This is a genomic window from Occallatibacter gabretensis, from assembly GCF_001449115.1.
In the GTDB taxonomy this organism is placed as follows: Bacteria; Acidobacteriota; Terriglobia; order Terriglobales; family Acidobacteriaceae; genus Telmatobacter; species Telmatobacter gabretensis.
The window spans coordinates 507,470-525,151 of record NZ_LAIJ01000009.1 but is presented as its reverse complement, the minus strand read 5'-3'; the positions used below and the strand labels follow the sequence as shown (position 1 = coordinate 525,151).

The following is a 17,682-nucleotide window of genomic DNA, read 5'->3' as shown; positions in this document are numbered from 1 at the left end:
GCGCAGCGTGGGGCGGCGGACAAAATAAGATGGAGGCATGGCGAAGATTGCTTATCTGGAATGCGTGCGCTGCGGGGCGCATGTGAGCGCGGAGAGTCCGCAGACGGTTTGCCCGGTTTGTGTGGAGAAGGGTGACTTGCCGGCGGGGTCACTGTTTGTGCAGTATGATTTGGGGCCGACGCCGCGTGAGGCTATTAATCCGCAGGCGGTGGGGATGTGGCGCTATGCGAGTGTGGCCCTGCCGGATGCTGAGCCGGTGACGCTGGGCGAGGGCTGGACGCCGATGCTGGCGAGCAGGCGCTATCCGAATGTACTGGTGAAGGATGAGGGCGTAAATCCTACGGGGACGTTTAAGGCTCGCGGGATGGCTATGGCTGTGACGATGGCCAAGCATTATGGCCTCAAGAAGCTGGCTGCGCCTTCTGCGGGGAATGCGGGGAGCGCGCTGGCAGCGTATGCGGCGCGGGCGGGGATGGAGGCGCATATCTTTATGCCGAAGGATGTGCCGTTTGCCAATTATGTGGAGACGGTGGCGTATGGTGCGCACGTGACGCTGGTGGATGGGTTGATTTCCGACTGCGGGCGGATGGTGGCTGAGCGCAAGGATGCCGAGGGATGGTTTGAGGTTTCGACGATGAAGGAGCCTTTCCGCGTAGAGGGCAAGAAGACGATGGGATATGAGCTGGTGGAGCAGCTTGGATGGGAGTATCCCGATGCGGTGTTTTACCCGACGGGCGGGGGCGTGGGACTGATTGGGATATGGAAGGCGTTTGAAGAGATGGAGCAGCTGGGGTGGGTTAAGGCTGGAAGCAAACGACCGAAGATGATTGCGGTGCAGGCGGCGGGCTGCGCGCCGATGGTGAAGGCGTTTGAAGAAGGCGCGAATGTGAGCCAGATGTGGCAGGGCGCGGAGACGCTGGCTGCGGGGCTGCGAGTGCCGAAGCCGTATGGCGATGCGGTGATGTTGAAGATACTTCGCGAGAGTGGCGGGACGGCTGTTGCGGTGACGGATCCGGAGATTTTTGCGGGGCTGGGCGAGTGGGCTCGCGAAGAGGGAATGATGCTGTGCCCCGAGGGTGCGAGCATGATGCCGGCTTATGAGCGGCTGGTGAGGGAACGATTTCTGGCCCAGACGGATCGTGTGGTGTTGTTGAATACGGGGACGGGGTTGAAGTATACGGATGTGATTGCGGAGGCGATGGGGTTGAAGAGGTGACAGGTTGCAGGTGACGTAATCGCTATTGGAACGGGTGCTATTGTGGCCCCGGTGCGTGCGGGCTCTTGCCGAGCAGATCAATTTGCCCTGTGGTTACGTGCGCGTGCAGTTTGTACTCGCCGTCTGTGTTTTGCTTTTTGATGCTGCGGAAAAATCCGCCGCTGTCCTCGCCGTAAACCTGTGCGTTTACCTGGCCGATATTGACGGAGACATCTACATTTTTGTAGTCCCACTTGTGCGCAGCAGTGATCGTGATCTGTCCGGCGTAGAGTTCGATGTCTTTATCTCCGACGATTTCGTTTACCGTTACTTGCCCGGCTGGCATCTGGGCGCGCAGATTGATCTTGCGAGGCACCTCGATATGGATCTGGATGTTGTTGTGGTTGAGATGTTCTCCGTCGATGGTGAGCTTGGATTGAGAGGGAGTTCCAGACAAGCGAAGATGGGTGTGAGTGGCGCTATAGGTGTCGTCGGCCTTGCATGAGACACGAATCCCCTCCTGGTCTGTGCCGACTATCTCGATGCCCGCAGGCCGTGAGTCGATTGTGAGTACCGCGCCTGACTGGAGTTGACCATTCAGCGTTTGGCCGCATTCGACATTCGACTGAGAAAAGGCAGCCCAGTTACAGGCGAAGATAGCGAGGCCGGCGGCGATCCGGAGGGTCTTCATATCTCCTGTTACGTTTGGACGGGCGGGAATGTTCCCGAAGGGATGAACCTTGCTCAGTAAGATGGACGCATGGCGAAGATTGCTTATCTGGAGAGGGTTGCGCTTGTGGGCGGCGTATTGCTGCTGGCGGCTGGTGCGGCGTGCGGGCTGATGGGGTTGCACGAGACGGGCGTGGCTGTGCGCTGGGTAGGTGTGGCGGCGCTGATTGTGTTTGCGGTGCGGCGGCCTTCGCTGATGGTGTGGACGTTTCTGGCGATGGTGGCCGGCGTGGAGCTGGGAGTGGATGCGCCTGCGGTTGCGGCGCAGGTGCGGCTGCCGGGGGACCTGTTTCTGCGGCTGGTGAAGATGATTGTGGCTCCGCTGTTGTTTGCCACGATGACGACGGGAATTGCGGGGCATAGCGATCTGAAGTCCGTGGGGCGCGTGGCGGTGAAGGCGCTGATCTATTTCGAAGTGGTGACGACGCTGGGGCTGCTGATTGGCGCGGTGGCGATGAATTTGAGCGGCGCTGGGTGGGGGTTGGCTGTGCCTGCGGAGGCGGGAGTGGCTGTGCAGGCTGCTGCCGTGCCGCAGGGGTGGCAGGAGTTTGTGCTGCATATTTTTCCGGAGAATATTGCGCAGGCTGTGGCACAGGATCAGATTTTGCAGGTGGCGGTATTTGCGCTGCTGTTTGGTGTGGCGCTGGCGCTGGTGAGTAAAGAGAAGCGTGCGCCGCTGATGGGTGTGCTGGAGGGGCTGGCGGCGGTGATGTTCCGGCTGACGAAGATCATTATGTACCTGGCTCCGCTGGCGGCGGGTGCGGCGATTGCGTATACGGTGGGGAAGATGGGCGTGGGGACGCTGCTGCCGCTGGCCAAGCTGGTAGGCACGTTTTATGCGGGGCTGGCGGTGTTTCTGCTGCTGGTGATGCTGCCGACGCTTTGGATTTTCCGGATTCCGGTGCGGAGGTTTTTGCAGGCGGCGGGTGAGCCGGCGGCGATTGGGTTTGCAACGACGACGAGCGAGGCTGCGCTGCCGCTGGCGATGGAGCGGATGGAGGAGTTCGGGGTTCCGCGATGGATTGTGTCGTTTGTGATTCCGACGGGGTACAGCTTTAATTTGACCGGATCGAGTTTGTATTTGTCGATGGCGGCTGTGTTTGTGGCGCAGGCGGCGGGGATTCATCTGAGTGTGGGGCGGCAGATTGAAATGCTGCTGGTGCTGATGGTGGCGAGTAAGGGTGTGGCTGGGGTTCCGCGAGCCGTGCTGGTGGTGCTGCTGGCCACTGCGGCGAGTATTGGGTTGCCGAGTGGCCCGATTCTGCTGATCCTGGGTGTGGATACGGTGATTGATATGGGGCGGACGATGCTGAATGTGCTGGGGAATTGTCTGGCGAGTGCGGTGGTGGGGAAGAGGGAGGGGCAGCTTTCAGCTCCTAGCTTTTAGCTTGGTGGTGGGAGAATGGTTGTCACTCAAGGGATAGGAATGTCTAAGGCGCGTTACATCATGAGCCTGCTTTTGTATTTGCTCGCGGCGATAATTTTTCTCGGACAGACCCTCTTTGGCTGTTTTGCTGTGCTGGGAATTGGATTCGACACATTGCGGGCTGTGCTTGTTGATCTTTCATTAACCATGTCCTATCCAATATTCCTTTTAGCTCTTTGGAACCGAAAAGTGGCGTTGTCTTTGTTATGGATTTTCTTTGTGGCTCAGTGGATCGATTTTTGTTCGGTGGGCGTGCCGCCAAAGCTGATGAGTCCACTTTCGGACTGGCATGGTCAGACCTTGTTCTTAGCCAACATTCTTTTCACTGTTGGTGTCGTTTTCGACAAACGCTCTAGGTTCTCGCTTATCCCGGATGTTTCTCGATAAGAGCCTGTTAGCTTTTAACTCTTAGCTTGCATGCGGGAATGAGTGGGGCGTCCGCGCACGACAGAGGAGGAATGAAATCATGGGGAAACATACTTTTGATGCCACAGTACAGAAGAGTGAGAAGCCTGGCGGCTGGACCTACGTCATTTGGCCATTGTCTGTGGAAGTGTTCGGGACTCGCGGTCTGGTGAAAGTTACTGGGACCGTGGATGGCGTGGCCTTTCAGAGTTCATTTATGGCGTTGGGAGATGGCCGCCACAAGCTGCCGATCAAGCGGGAACTTCTCGACTCGTTATATAAGGACATTGGTGACAGCGTGCATGTTGTTGTGGAGAAGCGCGCCTAGTAATGGTCAGACGCCGAACTGGCGCAGATGATGGTCGAGGTGTTTGTACATTAAGATTGACCACTCCTCGGGCGTCATCTTGCCAAAGAAACTGTGCGGATTCTTTGTACAAGCTGCTGCGCCGCCTGCCACAAACTTGTCAATCAGCGCTGATAACTGCTCGCGTTCCTTGCTGAAGTCCCGTTCGCCAGTCACGATGAGGCTTTTGATCGTCGGCGAATGCTTTCGCATCAGGTCGTCGTTGCGCAATACCATTGGCTTGACCAGACGCCCCATCACACGCGCGGGGAGCGGTCCCTTTTCGGGCACGAGTTCTCCCACTGCCCACTGCATACTCATTGCGCAATGTGCCAGCATCTGCGCCACCGTCATCTGGCCCCAGAGCCTATCAGTTTGCGGCTCCAATTTTCCCAGGCGGGTCTTTACTTCGTTTGCCACCGTTGCATCGAAGAGGTTTTTCATGATTGCGTGCCTCCTTTGGATGAGGGTAACTAAAAGCCTGCGTCGGAGAGGTAATTTTTCTGCGGTCAGCGATTGAATATTCGATAGGTGCAGTTTCACAAAGGATCACTTTCGAGGCGGGCGGAAAGTATCCTTCTTCGGAGCTACCGAAAACGCCGTTTTTCACGAACGCGGATCATCCGGGTGGAAGCACTCAGTGGAACTGAACGAGACAGCCTCGAGTGAGGGCACAGGATCTGCGGAGACATGACAAGCGGACAATATAAGAAATTGCGGTCACGGGTCCGTCATGGAGCCGAGCTGCCACAAACACCTGTTAGGTTTTTGAGATTCCAGATCGCTACATTCGTACCACCGTCCACCATTGCCGCGGCTAGCCAGCGACCATCAGAACTGATTGCGGCGGTGCCATTGCCGAGACCTTCCTTGTGGCAATGTTGTTTTCCACTGGTATCCCAAACACCGAAGCCGCCACCCGTGTAGGCGAAAACCAAAGTCCCGTCTTGATTGAATGCGGCAAAATTCGTGTATCCCGATCCCACCTGTGCAACGTCTTCTCCCGAACTGATATGGACAAGGCGGGCACTGTTCGGGCCTCCTACAATCGCGAGGTCTTTCTCGGGGAAAGCAGCAATTTGCGTGACGTAGTCGGGGCCATTCGGCACATCGCTAACCTTGCTCCAATCGTTCGTACTCCATGCAATTAAGTGTCTTCCGTTGCCGCCAACAAAGACCGTCCCGTCCCGTGAAAACTGCCCCTGCTGAGTGCTTGTGAGAGTGGCTACCAACTGGCCGGAAGAAACACCGAAAACTAAATCATTTTCACCGTTTGAGGAGACCTCCAACTGGCTTCCCGCAGCATTGAACTCCAGCTTCTTGATCATTCGCTGAACGCCTGGAGTTGAGGTTGTGATGGACCACGGAATTCTCCTGATCAGTTTGCCCGTCGCCGCGTCGCAAATCTCGATTCCGTTTCCATCCTTCGCAAGCAGGCGACCATCCGGACTCAATGCAACCGTAGTGCCTCCGTCTAATGAGAAGAGCTTTGTTCGCTTTTCAATGTCCCACACGTCTACATGCCCGGGTGTACTTCCAACCGCTAACATCTTTCCGTCGCCACTGAACGACAGGCTTAAAACTTGAATCATGGATGCGCCTCCATATACCGCGAAGGAGCCTTTAGTTCCTCCCTTGCCGTCGCTTTCCATTGGGCCCAGCACGACCCTACCTTTCTGTGGTTTCACGCCGCGGTCGCGGAGTGTGAAGTCCGAATCGGGGAACGGGTTGATGGCGGTTGGCCCCGCAGGCTTCTCCTGCGCTAACAGAAGGAGGGACGAAAATAAGGCCGCGATGCAGATCGCTCGACTCATGAAATAGAAATTACCCTTTCAGACGAACTTTTGTGAAGCGCCCGTAAAGTCTCGTTTTCGACAACTTCGTGTCAGGCCTGAACAGGACCTTTGGGAGACAGCCAGCGGGTTAGAGGATCGGGTACAGAACCAATCGGCCATAGGCGATGAACGCTACGATGAGGCCGAGAACGGCGCTCATGATTGTCGGCGCGACCTCGCGGTACTTGATGTGCACCCAGATGAACAAGAGGCTTTCAACCGCCAGGAGCGTGGCAGCGAGGATGGTCAGCGGCGGGTGCCAATGGAAGGCGTCAGGAACGATGAGTCCGACTGTGCATACGAGTTCCAGGATGCCCAGGGTCATCCAGACTTTTCGCGGCAAGGCGCCAAAGGATGGGACGTCGTGGCTTATCTTGTCGAACATGAAGACCTTCATGACGCCCGACGATCCGTACAGGAGCGCGGCGAGGGCTTGCAGGACCCATAACAGTATGTTCATTGTGTGCCTTCTTCCGGATTCGGCTTGGGAGCGTGGTTTCTCCTGCAAGTAATTGTGGTGGCGGGGTGGGCGAAACGCAAAGGCAAGAACAACCTCAGGTCCTTCCCACCCCATCGACGAAGAACTGTCGTTGGGGACCCCGGCTTCGACTCGTTTGGCCGCAGAGTGGCCAAACTTCGCTCAGGATGCCAAACCTATATTTTTTTGATGTAGCGTCGGCTCTGGATTTCGTATTGGCCGCTGGCTACGCGGGCGATGGCTTCACTGTAGGCTAGGTGTTCTTCGATAAGGATGCGGGCGGAGAGGGATTCGGCTGTGTCTTTGTCGAGGACGGGGATGGCGCGCTGGAGGATGATGATGCCGTGGTCGAGATGCTCGTCGACGAAGTGGACTGTGCAGCCGGCGATTTTTACTCCGTAGTCGAAGGCCTGGTGTTGTGCGTCGAGGCCGGGGAATGCGGGCAGGAGCGATGGATGGATGTTGAGGATGCGGTTGGGGAGCGCGGCTACGAATTCCGGTGAGAGAAGGCGCAGGTAGCCGGCGAGGATGACGAGGTCTACGTTGTGATCGCGGAGGCAGGCGAGGACGTCGGCATCGTGTTCGGCGCGTTTACGACCCTTGGATACGAAGAGGGCTGTGGGTAGGCCTAGGTCCTGTGCGGAGGTGAGGCCGCCGGCTTCGGGGACGTTGGAGATGACTATGGCGATTTCGACGTTGGGGAGTTTTTTGGTGCGGATGGATTCGGCGATGGCGAGGAAGTTGGAGCCGCGGCCGGAGAGGAGAATGCCGAGGCGGAGGGGCTTGTTTGGTGTGGATGGCTGCAAAACTTCCCTCAGGGGCTAAAGCCCGGAAATTCTTCCAGGCCATTTGCGGCACGACTGAAGTCGTGCCCGGTTACAAAGCTCAAGGATAGTTGGTTGCTATCCCACCCATCGGCGGTGCTGATACGAGCGAAAAGCAAGTGCAAGAACAACCGCAGATCCTTCGACTCGTTTCGGGCTCACGCGCGAAACTTCGCTCAGGATGACACGTCATTTGTAGATGGGCAAACGGCTGCGCTCAATGAACTTTTTCTCCGGGGCTAAAGCCCCGATTGTTTGCGGCCTATGTTGCCGGGGTTAGAACCCGGCCTACCGTTCCTACATGTATTGCACGCGGCGGTCGCCTTTGACGATGCGGCCGATGATGTGGAACTTTTCTTCGGCGCGGTCGAGGAGGTTTTTGGCGCGGGTGAATTTGGCGGCGGGGATGGCGGCGATGAGACCGATGCCCATGTTAAAAGTCCGCATCATCTCGTCTTCTGAGACCTGGCCGAGCTGGCGGAGGTGTTCGAAGATGGGGAGCACCGGCCAGGAGCCGATTTCGATCTGCGCTGCGGTGCCCTTGGGCAGGATGCGCGGTAGGTTTTCGGTGATTCCGCCGCCGGTGATGTGCGCCATGCCTGTGGTGAATCCCGCGGCTACGAGCTTCTGGATGACGTGGAGGTAGGAGCGGTGCGTCTTCATGAGAGCCGTGCCGGCCTTCTCTTTGATGGCGGTGACGTATTGTGTGGGCTTGTAGCCGGCCACCTCAAAGAGGAGCTTGCGGGCGAGCGAGTAGCCGTTGGTATGGAGACCGGTGGAGGGCAGGCCGATGAGGACGTCGCCGGGCTTGATGGTTTCGCCGGTGACCATCTTGTCGCGATCGACTGCGCCGACGATGAAGCCGGCGAGGTCGTATTCGCCGTCGGCGTAGAAGCCGGGCATCTGCGCGGTTTCGCCGCCGATGAGGGCGCAGGCGTTGGCTTTGCAGGCTTCTGCGAGGCCGGTGACGACGGATTCGATGACGGAGGGGTCGAGCTTGCCGGTGGCGAGGTAATCGAGGAAGAAGAGCGGGGTTGCGCCCTGGACGGCGATGTCGTTGACGCAGTGGTTGACGAGATCTGCGCCGACGGTGTGATGGCTGCCGAGCTCGAAGGCGATTTTGAGCTTGGTTCCGACGCCGTCTGCGGAGCTGACCAGGATGGGGTTCTTGAACTTCTGCAGGTCGAGCCGGAAGAGCGCGCCGAAGCCGCCGATGCCACCGATGACGTTACGGTTGAAGGTCTTTTGCGCGAGGAATTTGATGCGGTCCTTGGCGCGGTCTCCGGCGGAGATGTCAACGCCGGAGTCGGCGTAGGTGACGGATTTGGGGCGGGATTCAGGCACTGGCGGAGGCTTTCTGCGGATAGGATGCGGGGCCGGTTGGTGCGGCCGGAAAGGTTGATTTTAGCAAAAGGAAGTGGAGCCAACTGGTTAATAAAGGCAGAAGCAGGTCCTTCGGCTCACCACCCCTAAGCTGAAGAAAACGCCTGGGACCCCGATCGCTCAGGATGACACGCCTACTTTTGTGGAGGAGCGAGGGGATTGTCCCAGTGGACGACGGTGGGGTCGAGGCCGGTGGGGGACCAGGCTTTGACGATGGCTTCGCCGATTTTGGCGAGGGTGATTTTGCCTTCGTTGTCGCCGGTCCAGCGCTGATCCTGGTTCTCGAAGGTGTAGGCGGCGATGACGATGGGGCCGGATTTTGAGGCGATGATGGCGACGTCGGCGCGGACGCGGTCGAGTGCACCGGTTTTGTTGCCGATGGCGGTGCCTTGCTCGGATGTGTCCAGGGATTCGATGTAGCGCGGGAGGCCGTCGCGGTCCTGCTGGACGCGGAGCATTTTGAGGATGGTTCCGCAGATGGGGCCGTCGATGCTTGCACTGTCGGGCATCACTACGTGAAATGTTTCCTGCGTGGCGAGCGGTGCGAGGTTGCAGGTGACAAGGCGGGTCATGATTTCGGCCATCTCGCGCGGGGTGGTTTTGCCGAGGCCGAATTTTGGCTGGTCGGCGGGCATGGGGCCGCTGGCGGGCTTGTAGACCTTTTTATAGAGCCAGGTCTGGTGGAGGCCGGCGGCCAGGATGGTCTGGTTGATGTGGTCGAGGCCGAGGCGGTCAATGGCCATATTGGTGGCGGTGTTGTCGCTGAGCGTGACCATGAGGTGCAGGACGTCGCGGAGGGTGAGCGGGAGCGGGGTGTCAAGCTGGCCGATGATGCCGGAGCCGGGGACCTGGTTTTCATGGCTGAGGACTAGCTTTTCGTCGAAGGAGGCTTTGCCTGCGCGGATTTGCTCGGCGGCGTCGAGGAGGATGGCTAGCTTGATGGTGGAGGCTGTTTGGACGGGCAGGTCGGGTGTGATGGATGCGACCTGGTGGGTGCGGAGGTTTTCGGCGTAAAGGGCTACTTTGCCGTGGTGGGCGGCGGCTATGGATTGGAGAGTGGCGTCTAGAGAGGGGTCTTCTTTTTGGGCGATTACTGGGAGCGAGATGAGTAGAGCAGCGGCGAGAGGGAGAGCTTTGAAAAGCATGCGGTAATCGTACCTTGCGTTACCCTCTCGCCAGCCGGAAATGATTCAGTTCGCGGATGGCCAATTGTCCCCTACCCTTAGGTTCGGCGGTACACGAGCTCCTCATCGAATGCCGCCTGGACCATGGAATCGACCTCAGCCTCGTGGCCCTGGTAATTAGCGTCCCATTCATCATTTCCGTCCCACGTCATGCCGGAGTACTTACCGTGCCTGTGGCCAGTTGAGATGGCTGCGACGTGAAGAGTGTTGCCATAAAAGAAACCAAAAAACCGAAGCGGATCGGATGCCTTTGTGTTGACCTTCCATTCCTGAAATATCAGATTCCCGATTTTGATCTTGCCGCCGGTCTTGTTCCGCGGTAATCCCTTGTTTGCTGCAAGCTCTGCGATTATCTTCTGAATCTGGTCGTGATGGTTGTTCAGAGAACTGAACCATGCACTCAAGCCGCCGAGCAGAACTGGTGCCGAACCCAGTGTTGTAGAAAAATCCGCCATTGCCTTTCCTCCTTCAGCTGAAAAATAGAGTCAACGCATTGGGATAGTGAAAGAACGGACCCGCGCCGGTCGAAATGACGATAGATAACTGGGTCGCAACATCTTAATGTGTTTTTGGGGCTTGCCCGCCGAATAAGTCCAGCGACTGGCCACCTATGGTAAATGCGAGCTTATATTAGCCCCTGCTTCGTAGGTGCAGCAACCGTTGAGTCGCTCGAGGGCTGTGAGAGCGTACGCCAAGAAGCAAGGATTTGAGTGTGGCGCACCCGGCTCAGGGCTGGCGGTGGTTATGCCAGCAAAAACAACCGCAGATCCTTCACTCCGCCTGAAAAACGGCTGCGTTCAGGATGACACCTCCTTTATTAAGAGGTCTTCTGCTTTTTATTCCTTTGTTCCTTCTTCCTGCTCTTTGGTGAAGGTGATGGAGGCGGAGTTGATGCAGTAGCGCAGGCCGGTGGGCTTTGGGCCGTCGGGGAAGACGTGGCCGAGATGGCCGCCGCATTTGGCGCACGTCACTTCAACGCGGCGCATGCCATAGGTGTTGTCCTCGTGCTCGACGATGGATTTGGAGTCGGCGGGGATCATGAAGGCTGGCCAGCCGCAGCCGGAATCGTATTTTGCGCCGGAGGTGAAGAGCAGCGCGCCGCAGCCTGCGCAGTGGTATGCGCCGGACTCGAAGTTGTATTCGAGCGGCCCGGTGTAGGCGCGCTCCGTGCCTTTTTCGCGCAGGACGTGGTACTGGAGCGGGGTGAGTTCGACGCGCCATTCGGCTTCGGATTTTTCGATTTTTTCGATTGAGTTAGACATGATGTTCTCTGGTGAATTGGATGCCGGGGAGTTTATTACGGTGCAAGCTTGCCGTTGAAGGTGGTGCAGCTGGAGGCCTTGCCGCTTTCGATGCCTTGCGTGAACCAGTGCTCACGCTGGGCGCTGGAACCGTGAGTCCAGTTTTCGGGGCTGACGGCGCGGCCGGACATTTTCTGGATGTGATCGTCGCCGACGGCGGCTGCGGATTTCAATGCCTGGGCGATGTCGCTTTGTGTGATCTTGCTGCGCTGCTCAGTGGCGTGGCCCCAGACGCCTGCGAAGCAGTCGGCCTGCAGCTCGAGATCGACGGAGAGTGCGCTCTCGTTGCCGGAGCCTCGGGAAAGGCGCTGCTGACGGGCTTCAATGCCGAGCAGGTTCTGGATATGATGGCCGAGCTCATGGGTGATGACGTAAGACTTGGCGAAGTCACTGGTGGAACCGCCGAGCTGCGTCAGTTCATCCCAGAAGCCGAGGTCGATGTAGATCTTTTCGTCGGCGGGGCAATAAAAGGGGCCGGTGGAGGCCTGAGCCGTGCCACAGCCGGAGGTGGTGCGGTCCCGGAAGAGGACCAGCCTGGCGCGGCGGTACTGCTTGTCGCTGGCGGCGAAGATCTGCGCCCAGGTATTCTGCGCGTCATCGAGGACGTAGCTGATGAGATGGACGTCACGCTGTTGCGAAGCAGGACCGACGACGGCGGAGCGCGGGGCTGGGCTGGTGTTGTTATTCCCCAGGAAGTTGTGCCCACGGAACACGCCGAAGAGCACGATGAGGACAAAGATGCCGATGCCGATGGGGCCACCGCGGAGCAGGCCGAGGAACATGAGTGGATTCAGGCCGCCGCCCCCTCCGCCCCCTGATTGGCTGCGGCGATCCTCAATATCGCGACTTTCCCCGCCGTCTTGCCACTCCATGCTGATCCTCTTGAAGTATTAGGATGCGCTTGCCGGTGGTACATCGGATTAAACTTCGGCGATGAGCTCGATTTCTACGAGGATGTCGCCGGGCAGGCGGGCGGCCTGGATGGTGGTGCGGGCCGGTGGCGGCGTGCCTTCGGGGGCGAGATATTTCGCGTAGATGGCGTTCATGGCGGCGAAGTTGGTGATGTCAGAGAGGTAGACATTCGCCTTGACGACCTTATCAAAGCTGGTGCCTGCGGCTTCGAGGATGGCTTTGAGGTTTTCGAGGGTGCGGGTGGTTTGCTCCTCGATGCCGCCGGGGACGATTTTGCCGGTGGCGGGGTCGAGCGGTCCCTGGCCCGCGGTGAAGAGCAGTTTGCCGGTGACGACGACGCCCTGCGAGTAAGGGCCGATGGCGGCGGGGGCGTTGGGGGTGGAGATGATGTGTTTGCTCATGGAATGATTTTAGCGGGAATGACGGAGTTCGCTATTCAACTCTATTTGGACAGTGAATTGGATTTCCGCAAACGAACGAAGAAAATCACATTGGCGAGGATGAGAAGCACTATTCCTGCTGTAAACACAGGGAGTACCGGCGCGCCTTTGAAGTACTCGTAAACAAGCCTGCCAATATGCACACATTGACGATTACGATCTGATTCCAAATTTTCATTTTTGGTCCTCGGCCATATTATTGCCATATTGCCAGGATGCCGCCGGTGAGGGCGGTGCCGATGAGCCAGTAGCCGGCGACGATGGCGAAGTAGGCAAAGGGGCGGCCCTCATAGATGCGGTGCGCGTAAAGCATGCCCGCAATGAAGCCCAGCCAGCAGAGGAAGCCGATGAAGGCTCCGTGACCGAAGGTGGATGCGCCTGCCCAGATGACGATGTGCTCCATGACAAGAGAGAGAAGAAGGTTTCCGATGAAGGAGGCGATCATGCCATGGACCATACCTTTGGGTTTCTCGCCCATGGGACGGCCGACGATGGCGGCCCAGGGTTTGGCGAAGAGCAGGGGCGAGAACCAGAATGCGCCGAGGATCCAGAAGCCGATGCCTGTGACGAGGATGGCCCAGAAGTTGAGCATGTGGTGGACGTGTTCCATTGGTTTGCCGTCCAGGCGATTGCGCCGGTGGCGCGAGTGGTGATGCGAGAAGAATGGTGCTCCATGCGGGAGGCCGCGTCAAGGGGGAAATGCGAGGGGATGCTTATTTGCGCTTGAGGGTTTCGAGTTCATCGAGGGTGCGGGGCCAGTCTGAGCCGAGCAGGCGCGAGAGGCCGCGGTCGGCGAGGAGTTTGCCGCCGGTCTGGCAGGTGGGGCAGTAGTTGGTTTCGTTATCCGCGTACTGGATGCGCTGGATGGGCGAGCCGCAGCGCGGGCAGGGCTGGTTGAATTTGCCGTGTGTGGCCATCTCCGGGCGGAAGGCCGTGACTTTTTCAGGGAAGGACTGTTTTGCTTCGGCGTTGAAGCGATCGATCCAGAGTTGCAGGGTGGATTGTGTGGCGGTGAAGAGGCGCTGCCATTGTTCTTCTGTGAGCTTGTGCGTCTGCAGGATGGGTGAGAGCTGCGCGGCGTGGAGGATTTCGTCCGAGTAGGCGTTGCCGATACCGGAGACGATGCGCGGATCGGTGAGGGCGCGCTTGAGGGTGCGGTTTTCGCGGGTGAGAGCGTTGCGGAAGCCTTCGAGATTGGTGGAGAAGACTTCAATGCCGCCGGGGTCGATGTCGTCCAGCGCTTCTTCGCTGCCGAAGACATAGAGCGAGGCGCGGCGTTTGGAGCCGGCTTCTGTGAGGATGAGGGTTCCGTTGGGGAAGTCGAGGGCGAGAAGCCCGACTTTGCCGGGGAGTTTGGCGAGAGGCGGTTTCCAGTGCAGGCGGCCCGCGATCATGAGGTGCAGGACTAGCCAGAGGTCGCCCCCTGTTTCATTTTGGAGGCCAATGGCGATGCGTTTGCCGATGCGGCGGAGGGCGGTGACGGTGCGGCCTTCTGCGGATTCGAGTTTGGGTTCGACGGTGCGGAGTAAGAAGATGGAGCCGAGGCGGACGTGCTGAAGCTTTTGCCCGAGGATGCGCGCTTCGAGGGCGGTGATGTAGGCGGAGATGTCGGGTAGTTCGGGCATTGATCTCAGATTGTAAGCGGAGCGCGCAAATCCACATGATAGGCTTTGCTCATTTCAAACTGGAGAATGGGAATGATGGACTTGAAGAAGATTTCCTGTGGGGTTTTGTGTGCTTGGGTGTTGATGATGGCGGGCCGTGTTGCTGGCGCGCAGCAGACGAAGGTTTGCTCGGCGACGGACGCGGATAAGCCGGCGGTTGCTGAGACTCTGCGTACTATGTATGGCGCGGCGATGAAGAATGATTTGGCCGGTTTTGATGCTTTGATTGCGCCGGGATTTTATATGTATGACAACGGCCATCGCTATGAGGGCGACGAGATCATGACCAAGGTGATGCCGGGGTACACGCAGAAGGGATTCAAGTTTGTGTGGTCTGTGCAGGAGCCGGTGGTCGAAGTGGATTGCAATACGGCGTGGATTACGTATGTGAATAAGGGTTCGATTACGCGGCCGGATGGGACGAAGGCGGATACGAGTTGGCTTGAGTCGGCGGTGCTGGAGAAGCGTAATGGGCGCTGGCTGCTGCGCTTCTTTCACTCGACGCGCGTTGCGCAGTGAGTGGCACGCCAGACGGCGGCGATCTTGTATAGTGGGCAACACAAGTCTTCCCCAAGTTTTATCAATCCTTTTCAATGCAGGTGCTGCTCGTATGAAGATGCGTTTTGTCTCTGTCGTAGCTATGTCCATGGCCTTTTCCGCGGGATTGTTTGGGCAGAGTCCGCCGACTGCGCCTGCGGCTTCGCGTGTGGCGATTGCTGCGAAGCCGGGCGAGAAGTTTGACCTGGCGTGGATTGGGAAGATTGTGCGGGTTTCCGATCCGGAGATTGCGCCGGATGGTAAGTCGCTTGCAGTGGTCGTGGTGCGCAATGACTACGACGAGGACCTGAATGTATCTGAACTGGCGCTGGTGGATACGGCTACGGGGAAGACTCGCTCTCTGACGCATGGGCGCAAGACGGCTTCATTTCCGCGCTGGTCGCCACAGGGAGACAAGCTGGCGTTTCTGGCGGCGGATGGAGAGAAGCACAACCAGATTTTTGTGTTGGATATGGCGGGCGGAGATGCGCTGCAGGTGACGAAGAGCGCGACTTCGATTCAGCAGTTTGCGTGGAAGCCGGATGGGACGGCCTTTGCGTATGCGGCGATTGACGAGGCTCCGAAGCTGAAGGGCGCGGACAAGTTTGATGATGCCTTTGAGGTGGGCAACGGGAGTTTTCTCGATCGCGAGAAGGCGCTGCCGACGCATCTGTGGCTGATTGGGGCCGATGGCGGCGAGGCGAAGCGGCTGACGCAGGGCGCGTGGTCGCTGCCGGTGGCGTTTCCGCCGGGGCCTCCGGCTTCTCCGATTGCGTTTACGCCGGATGGGAAGAAGCTGATTTACGTGCGGCTGGAGAATACGTACTCGGGCGACAGGAAGTACTCGTCTCCGCAGGTGCTGGATCTTGCGACGGGCAAGTCAGAGGCGATTACGACGCATACGACGTGGGCGGGGTTTCCGGTTGTCTCGCCGGATGGAACGCATGTGGCGTACGTGCATCTGCGCGATGGGGTGGAGCGGAACTACGAAGACATTTATGTTGTGAATGGGCTGAAGGGCGATGGGACAAACGTTACGCAGGCCATTGATCGCAATTTTTATCGCGCACTGTGGACTCCGGACAGCAAGGCGATTGTGACGGGGGCGAACGATGGCGCGACGGCGGGGCTTTGGCTGCAGCCGCTGGACGGCAAGGCGACTCGGCTGGATTTGGGCGGGGTGACGCCGAATACCGGCTACTGGCTGGATGCGACGGTGGGTGCGCAGGGGCAGATTGCCTTTGCGGGAACGGAGCCGCATCGGCCGACTGAAATTTACCTGATGGATTCTGCGACGGCGAAGCCACGCAGGCTGACGACATTGAACGCGGCCTTTGATGAGCTGAAGCTGGGCAAGAGTGAAGTGGTAACGTGGCTGAGTCCTGATAAGGCTCCGAAGAACTGGACGGAGAATGGGATTCTGACGTATCCGCCGGATTATGCGCCGGGAAAGAAGTTGCCGCTGGTGCTGTACATTCACGGCGGTCCGAACTCGTCATCGAAAGACACGTTTTCTACCTTTGCGCAGTTGATTGCGGCGCAGGGGTGGCTGGTGTTTGAGCCGAATTACCGGGGCAGCGATAACTACGGCAATGACTTTTTTCGCGCGATTATTGACGACTCCGGCGACGGGCCGGGGCGCGATGTGTTTGCGGGGCTCGACATGTTGAAGAAGCGCGGCATTGTGGATGAGAACAATATTGCCGTGACGGGCTGGAGCTACGGCGGCTACATGACGACGTGGCTGATGGGGCATGCGCAGTTCTGGAAGGCGGCGATTGCGGGCGCGCCGGTGACAAATCTGCTGGACCAATACAATCTTTCGGATGCGAATGTGGCGCGAGCGGGAGGGATTGGCGGCTCACCGTATACGGGCGAGTGGATGAAGCACTGGGTGGCGCAGAGCCCGATTACGTATTACGACAAGATGGTGACGCCGACGCTGGTGCTGCAGGATGTGGGCGATTATCGCGTGACGATTACGCAGGGGTATGAGCTGTATCACTCGCTGAAGGATCGCGGTGTGAAGACGTACTTCTATGCGTATCCGATTGGCGGACACAGCCCGGCGGACCCGGTGCGGATGCGCGATGTGTATCGGCGTTGGATTGAGTGGCTGGGTGAATACCTGCCGCATGACTAGTGCAGGATTGTGTTGTCGATGAGGCGCGTGGCGCCGACGTGGGCGGCGATGGCAAGGAGGGTGCCGGGTGTGGCTATCTCGACGGGGAGAAGTGTGGACCAGTCGACTAACGCGATGTAGTCGATGCGGATTTTTTCTTCATTCTGGAGAAGTTTTTCTGCAGCGGCGATGAGCACGGTGGTGTCGCTGACGCCGTTGGTAAAGAGAGTTTCTACGCGGCGGATGGCGCGACTGAGTGATAGGGCTTGCTTGCGTTCCTCTGCGCTGAGGTAGATGTTGCGCGAGCTGAGGGCGAGGCCGTCTGGGTCGCGGATGATGGGGCAGACTACGATTTCGACGCCGAGGCGCAAGTCTGCGGTCATGCGGCGAAGGACTGCGACCTGTGCGGCGTCCTTCTGGCCGAAGTAGGTGCGGTCGGGCTCGGCGGCGATGAAGAGCTTGGATACTACGGTGGCGACGCCGCGGAAGTGGCCGGGGCGGGATGCGCCGTCTAGGCGGTCGCTAAGCTCGGCGACTTCGACGAAGGTGGTTGCGTTGTTTGGATAGATTTCTTCGACCGATGGCGCGAAAATTACGTCTGCGCCTTCAGCTTCAGCGAGCTTGCAGTCGGCATCGAAGGTGCGCGGGTAGCGGGAGAAGTCTTCGTTGGGGCCGAACTGGGTGGGGTTGACGAAGATGCTGACGGCTACGGCGTCGCATGCTTTGTGCGCGGCGCGGATGAGCGATGCGTGGCCGGCGTGGAGTGCGCCCAGGGTTGGTACCAGGCCAATGATTTTGCCGGCGGCGCGTTGCTGGCGCGACCAGTGGCGGAGTTCGGAGACGGTATGAATGATCTGCATGTGTTTTCCGGCTAAAGGCCCGATGTGGGTCCCTTGCTATC

General features: G+C 58.6%; 20 protein-coding genes. 6 read left to right on the top strand and 14 right to left on the bottom strand.

Features of this window, described 5'->3' with window-relative positions; translation table 11 throughout:
- Window positions 1-37: 37 nt before the first annotated feature.
- Window positions 38-1,216 (top strand): threonine synthase, encoded by a 1,179-nt coding sequence (locus tag VO84_RS08500; protein ID WP_058187234.1) that lies wholly within the window; start codon window positions 38-40, stop codon window positions 1,214-1,216.
- Window positions 1,217-1,253: 37 nt separating this feature from the next.
- Here the strand turns inward: VO84_RS08500 and VO84_RS08495 are convergent, their stop codons facing one another.
- A complete protein-coding gene (locus VO84_RS08495) occupies window positions 1,254-1,886 on the bottom strand; it encodes a hypothetical protein (protein ID WP_058187233.1) in 633 nt (210 codons plus the stop codon).
- 69 nt (window positions 1,887-1,955) lie between these two features.
- Between VO84_RS08495 and VO84_RS08490 the strand changes: the two genes are divergently transcribed.
- The 3 genes from VO84_RS08490 to VO84_RS08480 all read left to right on the top strand — a co-directional run bounded on the left by VO84_RS08490 (window position 1,956) and on the right by VO84_RS08480 (window position 4,083).
- A complete protein-coding gene (locus VO84_RS08490) occupies window positions 1,956-3,311 on the top strand; it encodes a dicarboxylate/amino acid:cation symporter (RefSeq protein ID WP_058187232.1) in 1,356 nt (451 codons plus the stop codon).
- 15 nt (window positions 3,312-3,326) lie between these two features.
- Window positions 3,327-3,737 (top strand): hypothetical protein, encoded by a 411-nt coding sequence (locus VO84_RS08485; protein ID WP_197413961.1) that lies wholly within the window; start codon window positions 3,327-3,329, stop codon window positions 3,735-3,737.
- 79 nt (window positions 3,738-3,816) lie between these two features.
- Window positions 3,817-4,083 (top strand): DUF1905 domain-containing protein, encoded by a 267-nt coding sequence (locus VO84_RS08480; protein WP_058187230.1) that lies wholly within the window; start codon window positions 3,817-3,819, stop codon window positions 4,081-4,083.
- A gap of 6 nt (window positions 4,084-4,089) precedes the next feature.
- Here VO84_RS08480 and VO84_RS08475 read toward each other — a convergent pair whose 3' ends face one another.
- The 12 genes from VO84_RS08475 to VO84_RS08420 form a co-directional block, all read right to left on the bottom strand.
- Window positions 4,090-4,545 carry a DUF1569 domain-containing protein gene (locus VO84_RS08475; protein ID WP_058187229.1) on the bottom strand — a complete coding sequence of 152 codons (456 nt, stop codon included), beginning with the start codon at window positions 4,543-4,545 and terminating at the stop codon, window positions 4,090-4,092.
- A 287-nt stretch (window positions 4,546-4,832) separates the two neighbouring features.
- The gene (locus tag VO84_RS08470) at window positions 4,833-5,753 is read right to left on the bottom strand and encodes a WD40 repeat domain-containing protein (protein WP_157439801.1); all 921 of its coding nucleotides are present in this window, start codon (window positions 5,751-5,753) and stop codon (window positions 4,833-4,835) included.
- Between the two features lie 271 nt (window positions 5,754-6,024).
- On the bottom strand, window positions 6,025-6,396 hold the full coding sequence (locus VO84_RS08465) for a DoxX family protein (protein WP_058187227.1): 372 nt from the start codon (window positions 6,394-6,396) through the stop codon (window positions 6,025-6,027).
- A 194-nt stretch (window positions 6,397-6,590) separates the two neighbouring features.
- On the bottom strand, window positions 6,591-7,220 hold the full coding sequence (gene purN, locus VO84_RS08460) for a phosphoribosylglycinamide formyltransferase (RefSeq protein ID WP_058187226.1): 630 nt from the start codon (window positions 7,218-7,220) through the stop codon (window positions 6,591-6,593).
- A 315-nt stretch (window positions 7,221-7,535) separates the two neighbouring features.
- A complete protein-coding gene (gene purM, locus VO84_RS08455) occupies window positions 7,536-8,582 on the bottom strand; it encodes a phosphoribosylformylglycinamidine cyclo-ligase (RefSeq protein WP_331458402.1) in 1,047 nt (348 codons plus the stop codon).
- Between the two features lie 173 nt (window positions 8,583-8,755).
- A complete protein-coding gene (locus VO84_RS08450) occupies window positions 8,756-9,766 on the bottom strand; it encodes a serine hydrolase (RefSeq protein ID WP_058187224.1) in 1,011 nt (336 codons plus the stop codon).
- Between the two features lie 77 nt (window positions 9,767-9,843).
- Window positions 9,844-10,260, bottom strand: coding sequence for a hypothetical protein (locus tag VO84_RS08445; RefSeq protein ID WP_058187223.1), 417 nt, complete (start codon window positions 10,258-10,260; stop codon window positions 9,844-9,846).
- Between the two features lie 381 nt (window positions 10,261-10,641).
- Window positions 10,642-11,067 carry a peptide-methionine (R)-S-oxide reductase MsrB gene (gene msrB, locus VO84_RS08440; protein WP_058187222.1) on the bottom strand — a complete coding sequence of 142 codons (426 nt, stop codon included), beginning with the start codon at window positions 11,065-11,067 and terminating at the stop codon, window positions 10,642-10,644.
- A 35-nt stretch (window positions 11,068-11,102) separates the two neighbouring features.
- Window positions 11,103-11,978: a KPN_02809 family neutral zinc metallopeptidase gene (gene ypfJ / locus VO84_RS08435; protein WP_058187221.1), complete on the bottom strand. Its 876-nt coding sequence runs from the start codon at window positions 11,976-11,978 to the stop codon at window positions 11,103-11,105.
- A 48-nt stretch (window positions 11,979-12,026) separates the two neighbouring features.
- On the bottom strand, window positions 12,027-12,419 hold the full coding sequence (locus VO84_RS08430) for a RidA family protein (RefSeq protein WP_058187220.1): 393 nt from the start codon (window positions 12,417-12,419) through the stop codon (window positions 12,027-12,029).
- A gap of 235 nt (window positions 12,420-12,654) precedes the next feature.
- A complete protein-coding gene (locus VO84_RS08425) occupies window positions 12,655-13,068 on the bottom strand; it encodes a DUF1761 domain-containing protein (protein ID WP_082661847.1) in 414 nt (137 codons plus the stop codon).
- 103 nt (window positions 13,069-13,171) lie between these two features.
- On the bottom strand, window positions 13,172-14,083 hold the full coding sequence (locus VO84_RS08420; RefSeq protein WP_058187218.1) for a DNA-formamidopyrimidine glycosylase family protein: 912 nt from the start codon (window positions 14,081-14,083) through the stop codon (window positions 13,172-13,174).
- A gap of 72 nt (window positions 14,084-14,155) precedes the next feature.
- Between VO84_RS08420 and VO84_RS08415 the strand changes: the two genes are divergently transcribed.
- Together VO84_RS08415 and VO84_RS08410 are read left to right on the top strand one after the other, a co-directional pair.
- Entirely contained in the window at window positions 14,156-14,641 is a 486-nt protein-coding gene (locus VO84_RS08415; protein ID WP_058187217.1) for a YybH family protein, read from the top strand.
- A 91-nt stretch (window positions 14,642-14,732) separates the two neighbouring features.
- Window positions 14,733-16,802 (top strand): S9 family peptidase, encoded by a 2,070-nt coding sequence (locus VO84_RS08410; protein WP_197413960.1) that lies wholly within the window; start codon window positions 14,733-14,735, stop codon window positions 16,800-16,802.
- On the opposite strand, the gene panC is transcribed toward VO84_RS08410, so the two are convergent.
- Window positions 16,799-17,641: a pantoate--beta-alanine ligase gene (gene panC / locus VO84_RS08405; RefSeq protein ID WP_058187215.1), complete on the bottom strand. Its 843-nt coding sequence runs from the start codon at window positions 17,639-17,641 to the stop codon at window positions 16,799-16,801. The genes VO84_RS08410 and panC overlap by 4 nt on opposite strands.
- Window positions 17,642-17,682 lie beyond the last annotated feature (41 nt).

Bases quoted from the DNA above. Each gene is read 5' to 3' on its own strand.
- VO84_RS08500 (WP_058187234.1), top strand. From the start codon at position 38: ATGGCGAAGATTGCTTATCTGGAATGCGTGCGCTGCGGGGCGCATGTG.
- VO84_RS08495 (WP_058187233.1), bottom strand. From the start codon at position 1,886: ATGAAGACCCTCCGGATCGCCGCCGGCCTCGCTATCTTCGCCTGTAAC.
- VO84_RS08490 (WP_058187232.1), top strand. From the start codon at position 1,956: ATGGCGAAGATTGCTTATCTGGAGAGGGTTGCGCTTGTGGGCGGCGTA.
- VO84_RS08485 (WP_197413961.1), top strand. From the start codon at position 3,327: ATGGTTGTCACTCAAGGGATAGGAATGTCTAAGGCGCGTTACATCATG.
- VO84_RS08480 (WP_058187230.1), top strand. From the start codon at position 3,817: ATGGGGAAACATACTTTTGATGCCACAGTACAGAAGAGTGAGAAGCCT.
- VO84_RS08475 (WP_058187229.1), bottom strand. From the start codon at position 4,545: ATGAAAAACCTCTTCGATGCAACGGTGGCAAACGAAGTAAAGACCCGC.
- VO84_RS08470 (WP_157439801.1), bottom strand. From the start codon at position 5,753: ATGGAAAGCGACGGCAAGGGAGGAACTAAAGGCTCCTTCGCGGTATAT.
- VO84_RS08465 (WP_058187227.1), bottom strand. From the start codon at position 6,396: ATGAACATACTGTTATGGGTCCTGCAAGCCCTCGCCGCGCTCCTGTAC.
- VO84_RS08450 (WP_058187224.1), bottom strand. From the start codon at position 9,766: ATGCTTTTCAAAGCTCTCCCTCTCGCCGCTGCTCTACTCATCTCGCTC.
- VO84_RS08445 (WP_058187223.1), bottom strand. From the start codon at position 10,260: ATGGCGGATTTTTCTACAACACTGGGTTCGGCACCAGTTCTGCTCGGC.
- msrB (WP_058187222.1), bottom strand. From the start codon at position 11,067: ATGTCTAACTCAATCGAAAAAATCGAAAAATCCGAAGCCGAATGGCGC.
- ypfJ (WP_058187221.1), bottom strand. From the start codon at position 11,978: ATGGAGTGGCAAGACGGCGGGGAAAGTCGCGATATTGAGGATCGCCGC.
- VO84_RS08430 (WP_058187220.1), bottom strand. From the start codon at position 12,419: ATGAGCAAACACATCATCTCCACCCCCAACGCCCCCGCCGCCATCGGC.
- VO84_RS08425 (WP_082661847.1), bottom strand. From the start codon at position 13,068: ATGGAACACGTCCACCACATGCTCAACTTCTGGGCCATCCTCGTCACA.
- VO84_RS08420 (WP_058187218.1), bottom strand. From the start codon at position 14,083: ATGCCCGAACTACCCGACATCTCCGCCTACATCACCGCCCTCGAAGCG.
- VO84_RS08415 (WP_058187217.1), top strand. From the start codon at position 14,156: ATGATGGACTTGAAGAAGATTTCCTGTGGGGTTTTGTGTGCTTGGGTG.
- VO84_RS08410 (WP_197413960.1), top strand. From the start codon at position 14,733: ATGAAGATGCGTTTTGTCTCTGTCGTAGCTATGTCCATGGCCTTTTCC.
- panC (WP_058187215.1), bottom strand. From the start codon at position 17,641: ATGCAGATCATTCATACCGTCTCCGAACTCCGCCACTGGTCGCGCCAG.